The 20,169-nt window shown below is 31.4% G+C and carries 17 protein-coding genes; 16 read left to right on the forward strand and 1 reads right to left on the reverse strand.

The features are described from left to right. The first annotated feature begins 102 nt into the window (after nt 1-102). The 16 genes from B5D15_RS15405 to B5D15_RS06735 all read left to right on the forward strand — a co-directional run bounded on the left by B5D15_RS15405 (nt 103) and on the right by B5D15_RS06735 (nt 17,353). Nucleotides 103-564, forward strand: a complete 462-nt coding sequence (locus tag B5D15_RS15405; RefSeq protein WP_179122218.1) for a hypothetical protein — start codon at nt 103-105, stop codon at nt 562-564. 524 nt (nt 565-1,088) lie between these two features. Beyond that, nucleotides 1,089-1,943, forward strand: coding sequence for a TnsA endonuclease C-terminal domain-containing protein (locus tag B5D15_RS06665; protein WP_078696346.1), 855 nt, complete (start codon nt 1,089-1,091; stop codon nt 1,941-1,943). Beyond that, nucleotides 1,870-4,065: a Mu transposase C-terminal domain-containing protein gene (locus tag B5D15_RS06670; protein WP_242948708.1), complete on the forward strand. Its 2,196-nt coding sequence runs from the start codon at nt 1,870-1,872 to the stop codon at nt 4,063-4,065. Before B5D15_RS06665 ends, B5D15_RS06670 begins: the two co-directional genes overlap by 74 nt. Next, nucleotides 4,058-5,716: an ATP-binding protein gene (locus B5D15_RS06675; RefSeq protein ID WP_078696348.1), complete on the forward strand. Its 1,659-nt coding sequence runs from the start codon at nt 4,058-4,060 to the stop codon at nt 5,714-5,716. Before B5D15_RS06670 ends, B5D15_RS06675 begins: the two co-directional genes overlap by 8 nt. A 5-nt stretch (nt 5,717-5,721) precedes the next feature. Beyond that, nucleotides 5,722-7,626, forward strand: coding sequence for a TnsD family Tn7-like transposition protein (locus tag B5D15_RS06680; protein ID WP_078696349.1), 1,905 nt, complete (start codon nt 5,722-5,724; stop codon nt 7,624-7,626). Nucleotides 7,627-7,777: 151 nt separating this feature from the next. Beyond that, entirely contained in the window at nt 7,778-8,257 is a 480-nt protein-coding gene (locus B5D15_RS06685) for a hypothetical protein (protein ID WP_078696350.1), read from the forward strand. Continuing rightward, the gene (locus tag B5D15_RS06690) at nt 8,257-9,198 is read left to right on the forward strand and encodes an MvdC/MvdD family ATP grasp protein (RefSeq protein ID WP_078696351.1); all 942 of its coding nucleotides are present in this window, start codon (nt 8,257-8,259) and stop codon (nt 9,196-9,198) included. Before B5D15_RS06685 ends, B5D15_RS06690 begins: the two co-directional genes overlap by 1 nt. 15 nt (nt 9,199-9,213) lie before the next feature. Continuing rightward, a complete protein-coding gene (locus B5D15_RS06695; RefSeq protein WP_078696352.1) occupies nt 9,214-10,095 on the forward strand; it encodes a hypothetical protein in 882 nt (293 codons plus the stop codon). A 28-nt stretch (nt 10,096-10,123) separates the two neighbouring features. Beyond that, complete coding sequence (locus tag B5D15_RS06700) at nt 10,124-10,615, forward strand: hypothetical protein (RefSeq protein ID WP_078696353.1); 492 nt, start codon at nt 10,124-10,126, stop codon at nt 10,613-10,615. Nucleotides 10,616-10,624: 9 nt separating this feature from the next. Beyond that, nucleotides 10,625-11,803, forward strand: coding sequence for a DUF4238 domain-containing protein (locus B5D15_RS06705; RefSeq protein WP_242948709.1), 1,179 nt, complete (start codon nt 10,625-10,627; stop codon nt 11,801-11,803). A gap of 9 nt (nt 11,804-11,812) precedes the next feature. Beyond that, nucleotides 11,813-12,163 carry a hypothetical protein gene (locus tag B5D15_RS06710; RefSeq protein WP_078696355.1) on the forward strand — a complete coding sequence of 117 codons (351 nt, stop codon included), beginning with the start codon at nt 11,813-11,815 and terminating at the stop codon, nt 12,161-12,163. Nucleotides 12,164-12,380: 217 nt separating this feature from the next. Continuing rightward, nucleotides 12,381-13,025, forward strand: a complete 645-nt coding sequence (locus B5D15_RS06715) for a DUF2971 domain-containing protein (protein ID WP_143287220.1) — start codon at nt 12,381-12,383, stop codon at nt 13,023-13,025. A gap of 443 nt (nt 13,026-13,468) precedes the next feature. Beyond that, nucleotides 13,469-14,362 carry a macro domain-containing protein gene (locus B5D15_RS06720; RefSeq protein ID WP_078696357.1) on the forward strand — a complete coding sequence of 298 codons (894 nt, stop codon included), beginning with the start codon at nt 13,469-13,471 and terminating at the stop codon, nt 14,360-14,362. A gap of 129 nt (nt 14,363-14,491) precedes the next feature. Beyond that, complete coding sequence (locus tag B5D15_RS06725) at nt 14,492-15,142, forward strand: vWA domain-containing protein (RefSeq protein WP_078696358.1); 651 nt, start codon at nt 14,492-14,494, stop codon at nt 15,140-15,142. Between the two features lie 405 nt (nt 15,143-15,547). Beyond that, complete coding sequence (locus B5D15_RS06730) at nt 15,548-16,015, forward strand: sigma-70 family RNA polymerase sigma factor (protein WP_078696359.1); 468 nt, start codon at nt 15,548-15,550, stop codon at nt 16,013-16,015. Nucleotides 16,016-16,018: 3 nt separating this feature from the next. After that, the gene (locus B5D15_RS06735; protein WP_078696360.1) at nt 16,019-17,353 is read left to right on the forward strand and encodes a DUF4179 domain-containing protein; all 1,335 of its coding nucleotides are present in this window, start codon (nt 16,019-16,021) and stop codon (nt 17,351-17,353) included. A gap of 332 nt (nt 17,354-17,685) precedes the next feature. Here the strand turns inward: B5D15_RS06735 and B5D15_RS06740 are convergent, their stop codons facing one another. Continuing rightward, entirely contained in the window at nt 17,686-20,166 is a 2,481-nt protein-coding gene (locus B5D15_RS06740; RefSeq protein ID WP_078696361.1) for a hypothetical protein, read from the reverse strand. Nucleotides 20,167-20,169: the final 3 nt, after the last annotated feature.

Consider the following 20,169-nt stretch of genomic DNA (forward strand, 5'->3'; position numbering starts at 1 on the left):
TTATTTAAATTAATTATCAAACTTGATAAGAATGTGTAGCCCTCTTTATATTATACGCAGTTTACAAATAGGAATTTAATAGATATAAGGAGGGCTTATTTTATGCTTTTAAAACCTGAAGGAATTTATTCGAAATTCAATGAGGAAAATATACAAATTATAATTCCCCAAAAATTACTATTCACTTTATTGCAGCAGGTAGATAGACTTCGTGAAGTATTAGGTAATGAAGAAGAGGTAGTAAATAACATTGCAATATATGAATATATAGGCAATGCCGAGATGCTAATGGTTAAACTATATATTCTTATAGCCGAACCTTATCATAAAAAAGATGTTATCTTTGAAATAAGTATTGCAGAATTCCTGGTTTTAAGGGATTTGGTATTTTGCAATTACTCTTTACCACATCTCAGAGAAGAATTGCGACCTTCCATCCGCAAGACATACAAGGATTTTTATGATTATATTCAGGGCATTTTTGAAATGTTAGAAGTAGATGAAGTAAAGGCATACTGGGATTTTATAAAAAATTATCAAATTGAAGGTGGTATGCTTCAGTAAATTAATGAAAAGGCATTGATAGGTAAACCCTGCCAATGCCTTTCTTCATTATTTATTTTTTTCATATAAATTTTGCATTTTACTACTGAATGACAGCAATACAATAAATGAAAAACATGTGAATAGGCCTAATGTAAAACGAATAAAAATATTTTGAACTACGATTGTAAATGGAATCAGGAATATGTTTATAAATATAAGCAACTTTATAGTTCTAAAAACACTTCTTTGCATATTATCTTAATACCTCCTTACATCTAAAGTTATATAGAATTTTATCTAATTTCTATAACTTAATTCAAATAGAAATTTGATGTTTAAAATAAAGTCGTCCCAGGTTATAATTAGAGTAGAAATAGGGCTAATGAAATGGACCAAATGCCATTGACACAGTCACCCGTAGAGGTGTCCAACTGATGTCAATGGCATTTTTGCATTAATATGTGGAATATGAGAATTGCAATAGAGATTGATGACTATAAGCGTGAGTTTGCTAATATGGCTGATTTTCGGAGGTGATAGTTATGGCAAAACATAACCTGCAATGGGATGAAAATAAATTAAAGCGATTTCTAAGGGAAGGAAGAGGACAGGGAGAAGGACAGAATTATAAACCTTGGGTGACCGTGCAGGACTTTCCTTCCAAAGGAAGGTGCAGCCGAGTGTTGGGATGGAAAACCGATAGAATTCACCATCTATTTACCGACAGTGAAACGAGATATTTCTATTTATTGGAATGGGAGGACGCAGTAGTAGACATTAGAGAACATTTTCCCCTGCTGGATTTAGAGGAAGTTGTAAAAGAAAAGGATGATTTAAATTTTAACCTATTTCAAGATAAAAATAGTGGTTTACCCTATATAATATATACTTCCTTCCTTATTACCATAAAAGGCGCAGATGGTCAAAAAAGATGCATAGCCCGAAGTTTGAAAGCAGACTACGAACTTCAAAGGAATAGGAGCATTGAAAGACTGGAGATTGAAAGAAGATACTGGCTAAACAAGCATATCGACTGGGGTATCGTGACACAAAGAGATATTCCCACTATAAAGGCTAAAAACATAGAATGGGTGCACTCTTCCTTACATTTTACAGATGAAAGAGGATTAGAAAAAGAAGAGATGATTTATTTGTGTGATGTTCTTCTTGAAAAAATGACAGAAAGCAGTCAAACAATCAGGAAAATCACTGCCGATTTTGATAAGGAATATAAACTTAAAACGGGAACGGGACTCTTTGTATTTAAGCACCTTATTGCAACAAAGAGAATTAAGTTAGACATGAATAAAGAGATAAAGTTAAATGAAAGTTTGGAAAATCTCGTTATTGATATTAAAAAGGAAAAAATGGGAGAGGATATCATTGTTAACTATTAATACCCTTATTTCCTGGAAAACGGATGATAATAATAAGAAAGTTGAAAGAATCCTTTGGATTGAGCCACAGTCAAATATAACTTATATGATAGATGTGAATTTAAATGCTTTCCCATTTTCAAGGCTATTAAGTGATATCGAGGAAAGTATCAAACAGGGAATAGCCTTTATAGAACCTGATGATGCTTTTGGTCGAATTATAAATGAAGAAGATATATCAGAAAAGGATAAAGAAGCGAGGGATAAGGCATGGGAGATAATAAGTGAAATTGTCTGTCTTGAGCCTTTGATTTTTATCCCAAAGGAGAGAAGAAATCTTATTAAAAAGGTTTCTACACTTCATAACGTTCATGAAAATACAGTTGTAAAATATCTGAAGAAATATTGGAAAAGGGGCAAGACCAAAAATGCTTTGCTGCCCGATTATTACCAGTGTGGAGGTAAAGGAAAAGAAAAGTCCGCAGGAATATTAAAGAGAGGCAGGCCCAGGAAGAATACCGAAATCTTTGGAGAAGGAATAAATGTTGATGATAATATAAAAAGGGCGTTTAGAGTTGCAGTTAACAAATATTATCACACCAGCGCTCAGAATTCCCTTATGCTTACCTATGAATTGATGCGCAAGGAATTTTTCAGTAGTGAAGTTAAAATGGAAAACGGTATAGAAATACCTATAGTAAAGCCAAGCAGCGAAGTTCCATCATATGCCCAATTTAAATATTGGTTTGAAAAGGAAAGAAATTTGAAAAAAGAAATTTCATTGCGTAGAAGTGCTAAGAAGTATGAGCAGGAAAACAGGCCTATTATGGGAAATTCTACCACTGAGGCATTAGGTCCTGGTTCTATCTATCAAATTGATGCTACTGTAGCAGATGTGTACCTGGTATCCCAGTTTAATCGGAACTGGATAATCGGACGGCCTGTGGTTTATGGGGTTATAGATGTCTTTTCAAGGCTGGTTACAGGTATCTATATAGGGCTTGAGGGACCCAGTTGGGTGGGAGCAATGATGGCACTGGCAAATGCAGTAATGGACAAAATGGAATTTTGTAAAAATTATGGTATTGAGATTAGTGCAGAAGAATGGCCTGCTTGTCATTTACCTGATTCCATTTTGGCAGATAGAGGAGAGTTAGAAGGCAAGAATGCTGAAAATTTAATTAACGCATTAGGTATAAAGATAATGAATACCCCACCTTACAGGGGCGACTGGAAAGGAATCATTGAGCAGAATTTCAAAACTACAAGTGATAGAGTAAAGCCCTTTATGCCAGGAGTTGTGAATACAGATTTGAGGGAGAGGGGCGATAAAGACTATAGACTCGATGCAAAACTAAATTTATATGAATTTACCCAAATCATGATAAAATCGGTACTTTACCATAATAACCAGCATCTCTTAAGAAATTATAATAGGGAAGAAATGATGATAGAGGATGATGTAAAATGTATCCCCTTGGAATTATGGAATTGGGGCATTGCAAACCGTTCAGGGAAGTTAAAAAGTGTGGATGCTGATATTGTTAAATTAAGCCTTATGCCAACGGCTACTGCTACGGTAACAGGAAAGGGAATTAAGTTTAAGAACCTGTATTATAGTTCTAAAATGACATTAAAGGAAAACTGGTTTGAAAAGGCAAGAAACAAAGGTTCCTGGAAAATAAAAATATCTTATGACCCGAGAAACATGAAATATATTTACATAATAAGCCCAGACCATAGTGATTTTGAAAAATGTTATATGTTGGACTATCAGAAAAGTTACTTCGATAAATATTATGAAGAAATTGAGTATTTGCAAGAAAAAGAGAAACTTGATATGAAGAAGATGGCAGACGATGAATTGCAGAAAAAAGTAGACATTATGGCTGAAATAGAAAGTATTGTAGCAAAAGCAGATTTGGAGTCTAAGAAAGAGCGAATTTTCCAAGAAAGTGACTCAAAAAAGGTACAGGGTATCAGGCGAAACAGAAGAATTGAAAAGGTATTAAATAGAGAAAATGAAGCATTTGAATTATCTAAGCAAACAGATAAAAAGGGAGGAGAAGTTATTCCTATAGACAGCGATATGGAACTTCTAAAAAGAAAGCAGAAGGAGGCATTAAAGAAAATCTATGAGTAAGTATATTTTTATCCCAAATGGTGGAGAGGCAGTTGAGGCTGAGTATAAGGAGCAAATGCTAGAAGAATATAAGGGAAATCCGTTCATAGAGGCTTTACCTCCTATTTACTCAAAGGATGAAGTCGTAGATAAATTGGTTGTATATCCAAATTACAATAGTAAGGAAAGGATGCTCGACAGTCATCTAAGGGTGCATATGGTACAAAGATTGTTTCAATGCTTTCAGCCACTTCAAGTTCATTTAGACCTTGAAAGCAGGATATCAAGAGTAATACGACAAGGATATCTTGCAAGAAATCCCTTTAGACCAGAATATGCTGCAAGTCTTCAAGACGGGTACAGAATGATACAGAACCTGAATCTCGACTTGTGCAGCAACAAAAGGTTTCGCACAACGGCAGCAGGATTTACTATCATCGGTGTAAGTGGTATGGGGAAAACTACGGCTGTAAATAGAATCCTTGCAACTATGCCTCAGATTATCGTCCATTCCGAGTACAAAGGAGTTAAATTCAGCATGTGCCAATTGGTATGGTTAAAAGTTGACTGCCCATACGATGGTTCAATTAAAGGGCTGTGCATGGAGTTTTTCAGTAAAGTAGACAGTCTACTGGGGACCGATTATTATAAAAAACATGTTACAGGAAGGCATACGGTGGATTCAATGCTCTCTATAATGTCTCAAGTGGCAAGACATACAGGCCTTGGTATGCTTGTTATTGATGAGATTCAGCATCTGAGGCAGGCAAAAAGTGGTGGAAGTGAAAAGATGCTGAACTTCTTTGTTACATTGGTTAATACAATTGGAGTTCCAACTGTATTAATTGGTACTACAAAAGCCATGTCTGTATTACAATCAGAGTTTAGACAGGCAAGAAGAGGTTCAGGTCAAGGGGATATGGTATGGGAGAGATTGCAAAAAGATAGCAACTGGGATTTATTAATGGGGGCTTTATGGGATTATCAGTGGACTAAAAAAAAAGTTCCTTTTACTACAGAAATTAGTGATGTAATGTATACGGAAAGTCAGGGAATTATTGATATAGCGGTAAAATTATATGCTATGGCTCAGATAAGGGCAATTTATTCTGGGATAGAGGAAGTAGATGCAGGATTAATCAAGCAGGTAGCACGAGAAAATTTAAAGTTAGTTCAGCCTATGTTAGAGGCATTGAAATCAGGGGATATGAGAAGAATATCTCAGTTTGAGGACATTTCAACCATTGATTTTAATGAATTCATAAGTTCAGAAAGGCCTAAATATAGTTCTGAAGATAAAATACAAGAGTTGCTGGTTAAAAAGAAACAGAAGGAGAATGCTGATACCCTTTCATTGAAAGAAAGGGCTATTCTTAAACTACTTGACTTGGATATAGAACCTCAAAAAGCCCAAAAGGTAGTCGAAGAAATTATTAACCAAGAAGAACAGAGTATTAGTGTTTCAGAGGTAGTAATAAAGGCTGTTCAGATACTTACAGGAACAGCAGGGAAGAAAACATCAGTAAAGAAAAATAGGATAGAATTCAGGGATGAAAATGATTTAAGGGTTATAGTGGAGGAAGGAAAGACGAAGCAAATGTCTGCTTATGATGCATTAAGAGCAAAAGGAATTATAAAGACCATAGAAAATGACTTTTTCCAGGTGGGGTAGATTCTATGCTGACTTTTTTTCCAGTTCCATATGAAGATGAAATTCTGTACAGTGTTTTTGCACGATATCATATAAGAAGCGGAAACACAAGTTTTAAATCCACCATTAATGACCTTTTTGGTTCGACCAAAATTACTGCGGTAATGGATTTACCATCAAACTTAAATAAACTTATTGAAAACTTGCCATTAGGAAGTAAGTATACAGCAGAATATTTTATATATAATCATACTCTTTATCCTTTTTATGCTGCTTTTTTGCCTCCTGGTCGCGCAAAAGAAGTTTTAGATTCTATGAAGATGGACAGAGGTGGCGGCATATATACTCGGATTGGCATCATGGCAAGTTCTATTACACTAAATCAATATTTTAAATTTTGTCCTGCTTGCATAGAGGAAGATAAGCAGAGATATGGAGAATTCTATTGGCATCGGATACATCAAATACCAGGTATTTTTGTATGTCCTAAGCATTATATTCCTATATATGATAGTCAGGTACCTGTGAGGGGTTATAACAAGCATGAATATAAAAGTGCCAATGAAGATAACTGTAAGGTTTATGATGTTATCAATTATCCCGATAATATAATTGAAAAGATGATTAATATTGCACAGGATGCCGAAGTTCTGCTTAACAGTAGTTTTGAGAAGAAAGAGATAGAGTGGTTTAAGGAACAATATCTTGCCAAATTGATGGAAATGGGATTTGCCACTATAAACAAAAGTATTTCTCAAAAGGAATTTATAAAGAGTTTTATAGATTATTATGGCGATGAGTTTTTACGCCTTGTGCAGTCAGAGGTTGACGCAGAAAGTGACACTAACTGGCTTATTGATATGCTAAGGAAGAAAAATAAGACAAACCACCCTATTAGGCACATACTACTGGCCAGATTTCTTGGGATTTCAATTGATAATTTGTTTAATAAGAGACTTGAATATAAGCCTTTTGGAGATGGACCGTGGCCTTGTCTGAATAAAGCCTCAGACCATTACTTGCAGGCCGTGGTTACTGATATGAAAGTAACCTATAGGGCTGATGTTAAAAGACCTATTGGAACCTTTAAATGTTCCTGCGGATTTGTTTACACAAGGAGTGGACCTGACTTGACGGAGGATGCAAGATTTACTATTGGTAGAATAAAGGCTTTTGGTTCAGTATGGGAATCAAGGCTTAAAGAACTGGTAGAAGAAAATTTAACACTGCGTGAGACAGCCAGGTTATTAGGAGTAGACCCCAATACGGTTAAAAAATATGCTAAGAAACTTGGCTTGGTTACTTATTGGGAGAAAAGAAGCAGTGAAGATAATGAAAATGAAACTAATCATGCTGAAGAGGCTTCTGGTAGCGATTATAATAAAAGAGATATCTACAGAGATGAATGGATAAATTTGCAAAAGAAAAATCCTGACAAGGGAAAAACAGAATTGCGGCAAATGAATAAGGCTTTATTTACATGGCTCTACAGGAATGACAGGGAATGGCTCAACAACAATTCCCCTGTTAAAAAGAGAGTAAATAATGGGTATATGCGAGTAGATTGGGATAGTAGAGATAAAGAGATACTAGCCAAGGTGGAAGATTTAGTAAAAAATATATTAGATTCAAAAAAGAAGCCTGAGCGAATAAGTATAAGTAGGATAGGGAGTAAATTAGGAATTAGGGCTTTATTAGAAAAACACTTAGACAAACTTCCGAGAACGAGGGCTTACTTGGATTCAGTAAAAGAAAGCGACAGAGATTTCAGGATTAGGAGGATAAAGTGGGCTATCCAAGAGATAGAAAAAGAGGGGCAGGAGTTAAAAGAATGGAAAATACTTAGGAAGGCTGGAATTAGGAAGGAGTATCAAGAAAATATAGAAATAGAATTAGAGAATTTAATTGGTCAGAATAAATACTTTAGATAAAGGCTGGATGCTTATTTACATAAAACGCTCAGCCTTTTTATATAGTTGAAGTGTTTGAAATATTGATATTTTGATATGTAATATAAAGGAAATTTTGTATTTTTGACGAAATATATAGTATAAAGATTATTTATAGAAAGGAAGTTAAAACATGAACCAAAAAAGTCCATTGTTAAAATATAGGATAGAATGTGACTGTAATGAAACTGCTGAGTTACCAAATAAAAGTTATGACTTTGTATCGGGGTTATGGGTTGATGAATCAGGAGAGCCGTTAATTAGAAAATATATTGAATCATCAAGTCTTAGTGGGAGAACAGAAACATTGATTACAAAGACACGGGAAGGTATTGATAGGTCAGAAAGGTCAAGAGGCATTGAAAACAATCTCTCCTTCGCTGATAAAACTTTAATTACTGAGACTAGGGAAGGAATAGACAGGTCAGAGAAAGGCTACGGGTACGATGCAAATATGCAAGAAAATGAAATGAATGCATTTGGTGAAACATTGATAACAAGAACAAGAGAAGGAGTAGATAGGTCTGAAAGGTCAAGCAATGACGACAATTTGGTTTTTCAAACTATAGCCACTTTTACTAGGGAGTCTATAGACAGGAGTGAAAAATCATAATGTTAATATACCCTAAGGTGTTATTTGTAACGAATAAAGATGATTTAGCAATAGATTATTTAATATACAAATTTAAGGATAGAAAAATACCATATTTGAGATTAAATTCGGAAGATATTGTAGAATACAGCATAACCTACAATTTTGCTGATGATATTATTGTGTTATATAACGATTATAAGTATAACTTTAGGGACATACATTCAGTTTACTTTAGAAGGGCACCAACAGTATTTCCGAATTGTCAAAACTTAGATGACACTAATTTTATTAATGGAGAAAGAAGGGATTTTTTAGAGGGCCTATACTTAGCATTAAATTGTAAATGGATTAATCCATTATTCTCTACATATAAAGCGGAAAGAAAAATATATCAGTTATCTGTAGCCAAGGAAATAGGATTTAAGATACCCAATACCATTTTATCAAATGACCCTAAGCAGATAACTAATTTTATCAAAAATAATAGCAACTGCATTATTAAACCAATTTGTCATGGATTACAGATTACAAAGAATGGAGCATACTCAATTTATACTTCTGAAATTAAAGATATAGGCTGGTTGGAACAGGATGCAATTTTCGAATCTCCAGTTCTTATACAAAATAAAATAGAGAAATATTGTGATATTAGGGCAACTGTTATTGGCAAACAAATATTTGCAGTCGAAATAGAAACTAATGATATAGATAAATCTGATTGGAGAAAGCCTAATCTAATAAAAGATTACAAAGAGCATAAATTACCTGATGACTTACAGGCTTTAATCTTTGAACTGCATAAAAAATTAGATTTAGTATATTCGGCATTCGACTTTATATTAACTCCTGAAGGAGAATATTATTTTCTCGAAACTAACCCTGCTGGAGAATGGGTATGGCTGGAGCGGGAACTTAACTTGCCAATTAGCAATGCAATTATAAGTGAATTACTGCACTGAAAGGGGGCTGAGATAATGGATAACTGGCAAGATAAATACTTATGCCCTTTGATAGAAAGAGAAAAGTTTAGTTTGAAAAAGGTTAAAAAGTTAGTAGATGATTTTACTTTCCTGTTTATACATTCGATATCTTTTCACGAGCCACCTAAAGAACCTAATGAAGAATTACCTGACTTTACATCTGAAGATACTGATATGGTATATAGTGTTTGCAGAAAATTTTATAATGATGCTAATGAGAGAATTGATAAATTAGAAGAAAAAGCGATAAAGTTATTGTCTTATGTTTCGGCTCTCTTTGCATTTATATCTTTCGCATTTATAAATACTTCAATTATCCTTACAAAATTAATATTGGCAATATCAATGGTGCTGCTAGTATTATCAATGTTGATTTCCTTTAGATGTGTTAATGTAAAAGGAAGGAAGTCATTTTTTGTACCAGATGTATTTGATTTCGAATCAGATGTTCCTAAGGATAATTTCGATAAAAAGGTTATATCAAAGAAACTATTAAATTCCGCAATCTATAATCAAAATATTGGAGACAATACCGCTGATATTTTAAAAGCAGCAAGATATATCTTGGCGCTGGCTTTGATTGTTAGTACAATTGGATTTATTACAGGTATTGGGGGCTATTTTAAAACTTCTGATGCTGTTACAACAGTAAAAATAGAAAATCAAGTTGAATTAAAAGATATTCAAGGCAGATTAGATATTATGAATAAGACATTAGAACAAATTAGTAATAACATTAATAATTTAGATAATGAAAAGTTGCAAGTGGAGATTAACAGATTATCAAATGAATTAGAATTATATAAGACAAATTATGAAAGTTTGTTAAAAAGATTAGAAAATATAGAGAATAGCATTAATATAGAAGGTAATTAAATAATTATGAAAAAGGTAAGGTAAAGCAATGGGGGTATTTACTGTTCTTACAGACTATATTAAGAATACTTTTTCTAAACTAAATCAGTATATAATATTGCAATTATTATGGGTAATTGCAATTTACTATTTTGTATTGAATTCTTTACTGGATTTTATATCAATAATAGATGGTATGACATTTAATATAACGAGTATAAACGGAATTTTAGAATACAATCAATCAATTTTAGACTTCCTACAAAAATATGAAATTATTTGGATAGGGTTAACGATTTTATTATTTTTTGCATCAATAATAGTGATATTGGTTACTCATACACTATTTGAAAATTATATGTTTATTCGTTCTTGTAGTAAATATGGTGGAGAGTTGAGCGTATGGTCGTTAATAATTTATGGTACTTATAAATTGTATATTTTTGCTGGTTCATACTATGGTATAGTATTGTTTGCTATTTCAGCAGTGGCACATTGGGTAAAAGAGAAGAAAAGTAATTTGCTTAGCCGATTCTATTAAGCACAGCAAATGAGATTTATTAAAAAGATGGAGATGAGGAGCATGGGAGAACAGGTAGTGATAAATCAACACTATGTACCTCAATGCATTTTGGCAAATTTTAAAAATAATGGAAGCCAAGTATATGAAGCACTAGTAGATGAAAAGAAGGTATATCCAACAAATTATAGAAATTCCATGTGTGAAAGGTATACATATGAACATTCCATTATAGAAGTAAACTCTGTAGAAAAATATTTTGGAAGAATCGAATCCTATATTGGACCTGCAATGAAGAATATTATAAGTATTATAGAGAAGCATGAAAAAGGTGAATGTGATTTTACTGATATACGGCATTTAATAGAGCGGTATATGAGAGAATTTATTATATTCTATTATAGGAGCGGTGCCCTTCTCCATGAGTTTTCCTTTGATAGAAAAAATAAAGAAGACAGAGTATTAGTTATGTTAGGCAAATTGCTAAATTCCAGGTATATAAGGTTATTAAGCAAGACAGTTATTAATTATTATGAATTTGCTATAATAAAAAGTGAAAACAATGATTTTATTTTAAGCGACCAGTTTATTTCAACGGCTGCATTAGGAATAAAGAATAGATTTGCTAATATAACAAATAGACAAATTGGGTTTAAGAATGTAATAATATTAATTCCTATTTCAAGTAAATACTACGCTGTTTATTACAATGGAAGAATTCCAGATTACATTAATAGAGATTGTGTAAATACATTAAATGAAGAACAGATAAATGAAATAAATAGTGTAATTATTAATAATTCATATGTTAAATGCATTGGATATAGTAGAAATGCATTGGACAAGGCTTTACTAAAATTCAAATTTGAGTCACCATCAGCAATATATGCAGGGTTTGAATCAGGAGCAACAATGGGTGCCACGTTAAAAAAAGAAGTATTCTTTTATGAAAAAGATAAGAAAATATGGGAATTTTTCACTTCCATTATTTGGACAAAATACAGTGGCCTTAGAAGAAATGACAGGTGCCTTTGTGGAAGTGGAAAAAAGTTTAAGAACTGTTGCATTGATTATTATCAGGGGGCAAAAAGAATAATGGACAGTATCATAAGTAATGAAAATACTTTAAACTATATGGTTTCTGAATATGCAACAGTGGAAATGAGTATTGACGAGTTTTATAGTCAGCCAAATAAAAAAGAGAAATGAGGTGGGAAAATGAAAGTAATAGAAAGCGAAAAGCAGTTTTATATTGCTCGGTTAAATAATTATTTGGCATTAATAAATCAGATATATTTACACATAGATAAAAATGATAAAGAAATGGCACAGTTAAAATACAAGGAACTAAAAGATGGTTTAAAAGAAGATTATCATGTATATAGCACGCAAAAAGAATTAGAAAAGATAAGTGAATATGGTAAGGCTATGTACTATTCTTTGATAATGGAGCCATATGTTAATATTAATGTAAGCACAAATGTAAGTCTCATTAAAATTAAACAGGCAGTTATTGAACTTGAATTTGAACTAAGAGATATATTGTATGAAATAGAAAGGCTAAGTTGATAAATTAATAGGAATCTTAATAAAGGCACAAAGGAGAGGATGAAAAATAGAGTGGTTAAAGGAATTCTTTAGATTATATTTTAGATTAGATATTGAAGAAGCCTACAAATTTAAATATAGAAATATACCCTCAAAATTGTATAAATATCAGCCCTTTGAAGAAAATAGAATATCGACTGTCATAAACTATAAACTGTGGTTTACCGTTCCCAAAGATATGAATGACCCATTTGACAGTAGAGGTGTATGTTGGAATACCGATGAAATAGAAGAGTTTTTAAAGACAAGAGTACCAAGAGATAAAATAAAAGAGTTTGGCTCAATAGACAGTATTGTTGATGGAGCAATTGCTTCGTTAAGAAATAATATTAAAATTACATGTTTTTCTGAAGAACTTTTTAGTATGCCTATGTGGAGCCATTATGCCAATAATCACAAAGGATTTTGTATAGAATATGATTTTACCCGATTAAGTTATGAGAATGATTTGACAAAATATTTATTCCCAGTTGGATATGAAAGTCACCGCTATGATATAACTAACTTATTTAAAATAACATTTAGTGAGCCTTATGACCCTAGAGTAAAACTGCTCTACTTCCTAATGAATCTAAAACATAGTAGTTGGTCATATGAAAAAGAATGGCGGATTATTAAAATGAGATTACCAGAAGAAAAAGCATTTAAAAGTGGATTAGAAGATTGTCCTTTAAAGCCTACTGCTATTTATTTAGGTGTGAATTTTGATAAAAATAAAGTGCATTCTGTAAAAGAAAAATTGAAGGGTCTTGATATACCTATCTATGCACTAAAAGTGAGTAACTCTGAATTTTTTGAAATGGATTTGGAATCGATAAATTAAATCCTTGCTCCTTATTCCTTATTACTATATCCCTACTATGTATAACCCAAAAAAACTCGTGTCACGAATAAAAAAGTCGTATCAAAAATAAAAAAGTTGTGTTAAGAATCATGGTGAAAATAGGGTGGAAAACCTTATTAAGTTTACAGGATTAAGGGGTAAGGGATAAGGCGAAAAGTATTGATTTTATTGGATTTGAAGGAAGTATTGATGAAAGATATTGATTAAAACTTTCCCCTTTTCCCTTGAACCTTATCCCTATTTCTGACACGACTTTTTTATCTAAAATGAGGCTAAAAATAGGAAGAAAATAGGAGATAGGAGCAAGGAAAATGGGTGATTTTTGACATGACTTTTTTATATGGAAAGAATTAGATAAATAGGGTTAAGGATAGATGGGACAAGGGTTTAAGGGGAGTGAGGGTTTGACATGAGTTTTTTATGTGTATACAGCAGGGCCACAGCTTCTTGAAGAGTGCCGAACATTAAATGGGTGTGAAGTTGGACAGGCTAAAATTACAAAAGGATATAATCTTCCTGCAAAATATGTAATCCACACAGTAGGACCTATATGGAGGGGAGGAAACTATAATGAAGAAAAGCTTCTATCAGACTGCTACAAAAATTCACTTAAAATAGCAAAAGAGTATAATCTTGAAAGCATAGCTTTCCCTCTAATTTCCACAGGTGCTTACGGTTATCCAGTAGATAAAGGATTAAAAGTTGCAATATCTGTAATAGGGGATTTCCTTTTAAATAATGACATTAAGGTTTATTTAGTAGTTTACAATAAGGATGCATTTAAAATTTCAGAAAAGCTATTTTCATCAATAAGGCAATATATAGATGATAGATATGTAAAAGAGCATATAATTGAAAGATATAATATCATTGAAAAGGATATTATATATAATAAAGAGCAAATAAACCTATTTGCAGAGACTGCTGTGCCTTCAACTAAGAAAAAACGAAGTCTTGAGGATGTAGTAAATGAGCTTGATGAGACTTTTACGCAGATGCTTTTAAGACTTATTGATGAAAAGGGACTAACAGATGCACAGGTTTATAAAAGAGCAAACGTTGATAGAAGACTATTCTCAAAAATACGAAGCGATATAAATTATAAACCAAGCAAGTCAACTGCAATAGCTTTTGCAATAGCACTTCATTTAAACCTTGATGAGACAAAGGATTTACTATCTAAGGCTGGTTATGCACTATCTCACAGCAACAAATTCGATATAATTATTGAGTATTTCATTAAAGAAGAAAATTATAATGTTTTTGAAATAAATGAAGCCTTGTTTGCCTTTGAACAAAATCTGCTTGGTGTATAAAATAAAAGCTTTAAAAAAATAAAATAATTTTTTTGGATTATATTATTAAAAATGTCGCTTGAAAGACGACATATCTCAAAATATATAGTGCTATCCTTAAATTAAAATAAAGTATTGGAGGAGAGCACTATGAAAAAAGGTTTAACTGAACTTGTATTTATACTTGATAGAAGTGGATCTATGAGCGGGCTTGAAAGCGATACTATCGGAGGATTTAATTCAATGCTTGAAAAGCAGAAAAAAGAGGAGGGACAGGCTTTAGTTACTACTGTACTTTTTGATGATAAATATGAGCTTTTGCATTATCGTATTGATATTAAAAATATTATGCCTCTTACAGAAAAAGAGTATTATGTTCGAGGAACTACTGCACTTTTAGATGCAATAGGAAAAACTATAAATAAAATAGTTAATGAGCAGAAAAGTTTACAAGAACAAGAGAGAGCAGAGCATGTAATGTTTGTTATAATTACAGATGGTATGGAAAATGCAAGCATTGAATTTAGCTATGAAAAAGTCAGGCAGATGATAGAGCATGAAAAAAGCAAATATGGATGGGAATTTATCTTCCTTGGTGCTAATATAGATGCAATTTCTGCAGCAGAGCGTTTTGGAATAAGCAGGGATAAAGCAGCAAATTATAATGCTGATAGTAAAGGAACACTACTTAATTATGAAGTAATAAGCGAGACCATAAGCTGTTTTCGTACAAACCATAAAATATCAAAAGACTGGAAAAGACGCATTGATGAAGATTTTGAAAAACGAAATAGAAGATAATTTTAAAAAGCCTCTTTCTATGAAAAGAAAGAGGCTTTTTAGGTTAAATAGACAACCTAAGGGACGGTTAGTGTGAAAATGTAGCATTCCCATATTTGGATAAATATTACATATCGGATGCCAAGCACCGGAAATAGTGCCACCCAGTTGACAAGTGACAAACTTTTACATTCCGTCGTTGTGGCTATTTTTTAGTCATGCACAGTTACTTATTATTTTATATTTAATTGAAATATTTTAAGGGGTAGCATGTAGCGTATAAATTCGAATTTGAAAAATAAATGTTTAAGACAAGAATTGGCTATAATAAGTAACCGTCCCCAAATTTTCAAAATTACAAAAAACAAAATTCAAATAATAGAGTCTAATATATGAAATGGAAAATTTGACTTGGAGGTGCAGGATTTGTCTATAAGTGAAAAAGAGTTTATAGAAAAAATAACTGATTATAAGCAGTATCTTTATAAAATGGCATTTTTGTATGTAAAAGATGAGAATAGTGCACTTGAAATAATAGATGAAACAGTCTTTAAAGCTTATTTATCTTATAAAAAGTTGAGGAAAAGTGAGCATTTTAAAACATGGATAACAAAAATACTGATTAACTGTGCTATTGATTATTTAAGAGATAAAAAGAAAATATGCGGCAGTATAGATGAGGCTGACATTAAAATAGAAGAAAAAGAATATGTGGACTTATATAATGGAATAAATTTATTAACTGGTATTCAAAAGACCATTATAATATTGAAATATTTTTATGATTTTACAATAAAAGAGATAGCAGAAATATTAAGCATATCCGACAGCTCTGTTAAAAATAACCTTCACAAAGCCTTAGAGTTTTTAAGAATTCAATTAAAGGAGGAATAGGTTATGGATAATATAAAAATGGATTTTGAAAATATTAAAATTCCTGATAAATTAGATGATACTATTGAGAAATCCTTAAAAAGAGCAAAAAAAAGAAGAAGAATAAATTTTATAAGGAATTTAAGCACATCCATAGCAGTAGTTTTGGCAGTGTTCACTTTGGCGGTAAATACTTCTTCAGTTTTTGCCCAGTCGATGATGAGAATACCTATAATAAAAAATATTGTAGAGCTTGTAAGTTTTGATAAGGGCCTTGAAAACGCAGTAAAAGAAGGCTATATAAATACCATTGATAAATCAGCAGAGGATAAGGGGATAAAAGTTACCGTAGACAATATTATATTTGACAATAAGAGGCTTGTTATACTTTATTCCATTGAAACACAAGAACCATATAATGATATATATATGAGAAGAATAGAATTAGCGGATGAAAAGGGAAAAAGAATAGAAGGATGTACATTAAGTTATGGCATGTTATCTCCAAATGATAATCATAATTTATTTAAAGGCAGCATAGATGTTCATTTTATAGAAAATAAACAAATCCCTCCAATTATATATTTAAGTTCTGATATGATAGACATAAAACATAATGATGGTGATAATTATACAAGTATTGAAGGAAGCTGGAAGGTTGAGATTAAAATCCCTGATTATTCAGGCAGCCAATCAAATAACTACTCAATTAATAGAGAATTATTAATTGGTGATATTAAAGTTAAAATTGGAGAAGTGAAGATTTCTCCTACAACATGTGAGATTAATGTTTCTTTTAATAGTGATAAATATAAGGCTTTCAGATTAGTAAATGCCCGTATTATAGATGAAAGGGGTACGGTTTATAAAAACTATCTTTCAACTTTATCTGATAAAAATGAATGTGAAAACAAATATATATTTGAAAGCCCGTTTTTTTCAAAATCAAATCACCTGAAGCTAAGCTTTGATGGAATATATTTTATCCCTAACAGGGATGATTATATCACTGTTGATATTGAAAATAATAAACTTATAGATAGTTCTAACTATGGAATAGGACTAAAATATATAAATAAGGGAAATAATGAGCTCAACTTGGGGTTTGAAATTACTGATGAAGAAATTAATAATAATATGAAAAGATATAATTATGTTGGAGGAATAGATTTAGGTGATGTTTATGATGAGAATGGGAAAAAATGCAATGTCGCTTCTTATGGATATGCAAGAGTTAATGATAAGGAGAGTCAAAATATTATCATAAAAAATCTTTACCCTAATACAAAACTATTAAAGATAAAAATTGAAAGAGCATGTAAGGGAATAATGCAAGAAGTAAAGGTTGATATAAAATAATTATAGCCTTATTAATATGCTTTACAGTGAAAAGTACGGTTAAGAATAATTTATAAAATTTTTAACCGTACTTTTTTGCCATAAGAAAATAAAAGTTTTATATATAATAAGTAACAGGGCATGACTAAAAGTAGCCACAACGATAGAATGAAAAAGTTTTAGGCTTATCAAAGGTAACAGGAGGGACGGTTACTTATTATATAAAATAATAGACATAATATTTTATGCATGTCCCCCTAATTTTGCATATATTGTGTATGAAATAAGTAACCGTCACTAACCTTGTACTTTTTTCCTTTTTTGTAAAGTTATATTTTCACACTAACCGTCAATTAAAATTCTTTCACCATGTCCTGCCACTGCAAAGGTAGGCTTACGCCGATTGCTTCAAACTCAATGGGGACATCTTCCTTTAGCCTTATAAATAAGTTTTTTGGAAGGGTTTTTATAGTATGCTTTATTTTTTCCCTTATTGATTCAATGGTATTTTCCTCCCCTGAGAGCTTGTACTTTGGTTCAAGGCAGTAGAAGAAATAAATAATAAAATGAAGAAGGGCGGTGTATGCTTTTTCTTTGTTTTTTTCAAATAAATTGTCAATTTTATCAATATAAAGATTTAAAAATTTCTCGCCCATATCAAAAACATCAAAGTATCTTATAACTTTTCTGTGGTCATTGAAGGATTTTATTGAACAAAGCATTATAGGCAGGCTTAAGTTTATAAAGCTTAAGTATCTATCAATTTCAAGCTTTCCCGTTTCAATTGGCAGTGAAATTATATCATCTAATTCATAGTCCTTATCCATGTTTTCCACAGCAGAATATATTAAATAGAGCATTTCAGTAATATCAGGAGAAGTTTTTATATTTCTAAAGTTTTTAAGCTTTTTAAATTTGTATATATAATCTTTTAATTCTTCGTTAAGGTTATTGAAATCAATACCGCTTTCGAAACAGTTAAAAAGAATTTTTAAAATAATATCATCTAAGTTATATATTCCGCTTTCTGCTTTTAAAAGTATGTTTTTGCATTGCTCAAAAAGTTTTTCAATAGGTATTAATTCAAAATAATTTTTAATGATGTCATTCATAAATTTTGCTGTAAAATTAGGAAACTCAGAGAGAATATCCTTTTCAATGCTTGAAAAGCTTTGAACCGCATCCTTTGAAGTTTTCAGTCTTTCGACGCACTCCTCATATATTATGCTTTCATAATCGCTTTCTATTATTTTTTTTCTTATAATGAATATATCCTTTTCATTGAATGTATCTATTGAGCTTATAAACTGCTTAATGAATAAATGAGGTAGAATAGTACCTTCCATATTCTTATATATAAGCTCTGTTATATTTATGAAGTATTCTATATCTTCCTCACAAGTTTTTAGTATTCTTGGAATATATTCTGCCTCTTTATATAAAACGCTTAAGCATTTATTTAAAAAGATTTCTAAACCTTCTGTTTTAAGGGATTGGCTATAACTGTACCCGAGGCTTATAAGACTTTTTACAACAATATAAAGATAAAATGCTCCTCTGTTCTTTAGTTCCTCTCTTGACAATAAAACGTTTAAAAATTCTATTCTTTCCTTTGAAACTGCATTTTTAAAAATTGCGTAGGATATATCTTCAAAATCCTTAGCTATTTCCTCAAAAAAATCTAAAAGTTTTCTTATAGCATCATAGTTTTTTATAGCAATAATATCTATTGCAGCATAAAAGTAGTAGCAGTTTTTGTCTATAAATGAAGGTATTTTTTCCTTTTGTGCTACTTTAAATATAAATTTGGAAAAAGGTTTTATAGAATTTAATTCAATGCTTCTTGAAATAACCTGAAGCGAAGGTTCAAGGGCGTTATATATGTTTAATATAAAATCATCGGGTATATTTTCTGATGCAAATTCAAAGGCTGGCTTTATATAGGAAATATCTACATTCTTTTCCTCATCCTTTAAATTTTTGTTTCTTTTTATTATTTCATAAAGACATAGGCAGTTGTCTATTTTACTGTCTAATAAAGTATAATTGCAGTCCTCCGTAAAGTTATTAAAATCTCCAAAATCAATGTTTGATCCTAAATAATAGTTTAATGCATAATTTGAAAATTCGTAATCAGCAGTTGAAGGAATATTTTGGTCTTTAAAATCAAATAATAATTCTTTATTTTCACAGTATGAATCTACACCATATATCATGCATTCAATAGGCAAAAGCATATCCGTTGAAAAAGTTATGCTGTGTGAGAGGGCTATAGGAAGGCACATTGAAAGGGCAGCTATTAAAAAAATTAAGTTATCATCACTACCATTTATGTATATTGAACTTTTATTTTCACTGCAGTATATTAAAGCATTTAAAAGATTTTTAAAATTTGACTGTCTGTTTTTCAATAAAAAATCTTTAATTGTATCCTTTGAAATAACATTTGAAGGATTTATATTATCTAAATCTATCAAGGACTTGTCATCTAAATCCTCAAGGTTTTCTATAAATGCATCAGAGTTTATAAGCTTTACCGGATGAAAACTTAGCATCTCGTTAAAAATTAAAGCATGAGCAAAGCTGCTGTTAATATCATTTATATTGCATTTTAACATACAAAAATTACCACTGCTAAGCCTGAAAAAAGAAACTATATTTTTGCTTTCGTTTTTTTCTTTGGTTTTTAGAATTGCAATAATTGGTTTTAAAATATCTTTAATTTCCTTTATATCTATTTTATCTATATTATTTGATGCTTTTAAAACATCAAAGTCGTATCCTCTTAAAAATCCTTTTTTTATAATTGAAAAGACTGCCTGATTTATCCTCATAAA

This window comes from Caloramator quimbayensis (genome assembly GCF_900167605.1).
Lineage (GTDB): Bacteria > Bacillota > Clostridia > Clostridiales > Caloramatoraceae > Caloramator_B > Caloramator_B quimbayensis.

Coding starts and splice junctions, on each gene's coding strand:
- B5D15_RS06695 (WP_078696352.1), top strand. CDS start 9,214: ATGGATAACTGGCAAGATAAATACTTATGCCCTTTGATAGAAAGAGAA.
- B5D15_RS06670 (WP_242948708.1), top strand. CDS start 1,870: ATGAAAGTTTGGAAAATCTCGTTATTGATATTAAAAAGGAAAAAATGG.
- B5D15_RS06710 (WP_078696355.1), top strand. CDS start 11,813: ATGAAAGTAATAGAAAGCGAAAAGCAGTTTTATATTGCTCGGTTAAAT.
- B5D15_RS06680 (WP_078696349.1), top strand. CDS start 5,722: ATGCTGACTTTTTTTCCAGTTCCATATGAAGATGAAATTCTGTACAGT.
- B5D15_RS06700 (WP_078696353.1), top strand. CDS start 10,124: ATGGGGGTATTTACTGTTCTTACAGACTATATTAAGAATACTTTTTCT.
- B5D15_RS06705 (WP_242948709.1), top strand. CDS start 10,625: ATGAGATTTATTAAAAAGATGGAGATGAGGAGCATGGGAGAACAGGTA.
- B5D15_RS06725 (WP_078696358.1), top strand. CDS start 14,492: ATGAAAAAAGGTTTAACTGAACTTGTATTTATACTTGATAGAAGTGGA.
- B5D15_RS15405 (WP_179122218.1), top strand. CDS start 103: ATGCTTTTAAAACCTGAAGGAATTTATTCGAAATTCAATGAGGAAAAT.
- B5D15_RS06665 (WP_078696346.1), top strand. CDS start 1,089: ATGGCAAAACATAACCTGCAATGGGATGAAAATAAATTAAAGCGATTT.
- B5D15_RS06690 (WP_078696351.1), top strand. CDS start 8,257: ATGTTAATATACCCTAAGGTGTTATTTGTAACGAATAAAGATGATTTA.
- B5D15_RS06715 (WP_143287220.1), top strand. CDS start 12,381: ATGAATGACCCATTTGACAGTAGAGGTGTATGTTGGAATACCGATGAA.
- B5D15_RS06675 (WP_078696348.1), top strand. CDS start 4,058: ATGAGTAAGTATATTTTTATCCCAAATGGTGGAGAGGCAGTTGAGGCT.
- B5D15_RS06740 (WP_078696361.1), bottom strand. CDS start 20,166: ATGAGGATAAATCAGGCAGTCTTTTCAATTATAAAAAAAGGATTTTTA.
- B5D15_RS06685 (WP_078696350.1), top strand. CDS start 7,778: ATGAACCAAAAAAGTCCATTGTTAAAATATAGGATAGAATGTGACTGT.
- B5D15_RS06735 (WP_078696360.1), top strand. CDS start 16,019: ATGGATAATATAAAAATGGATTTTGAAAATATTAAAATTCCTGATAAA.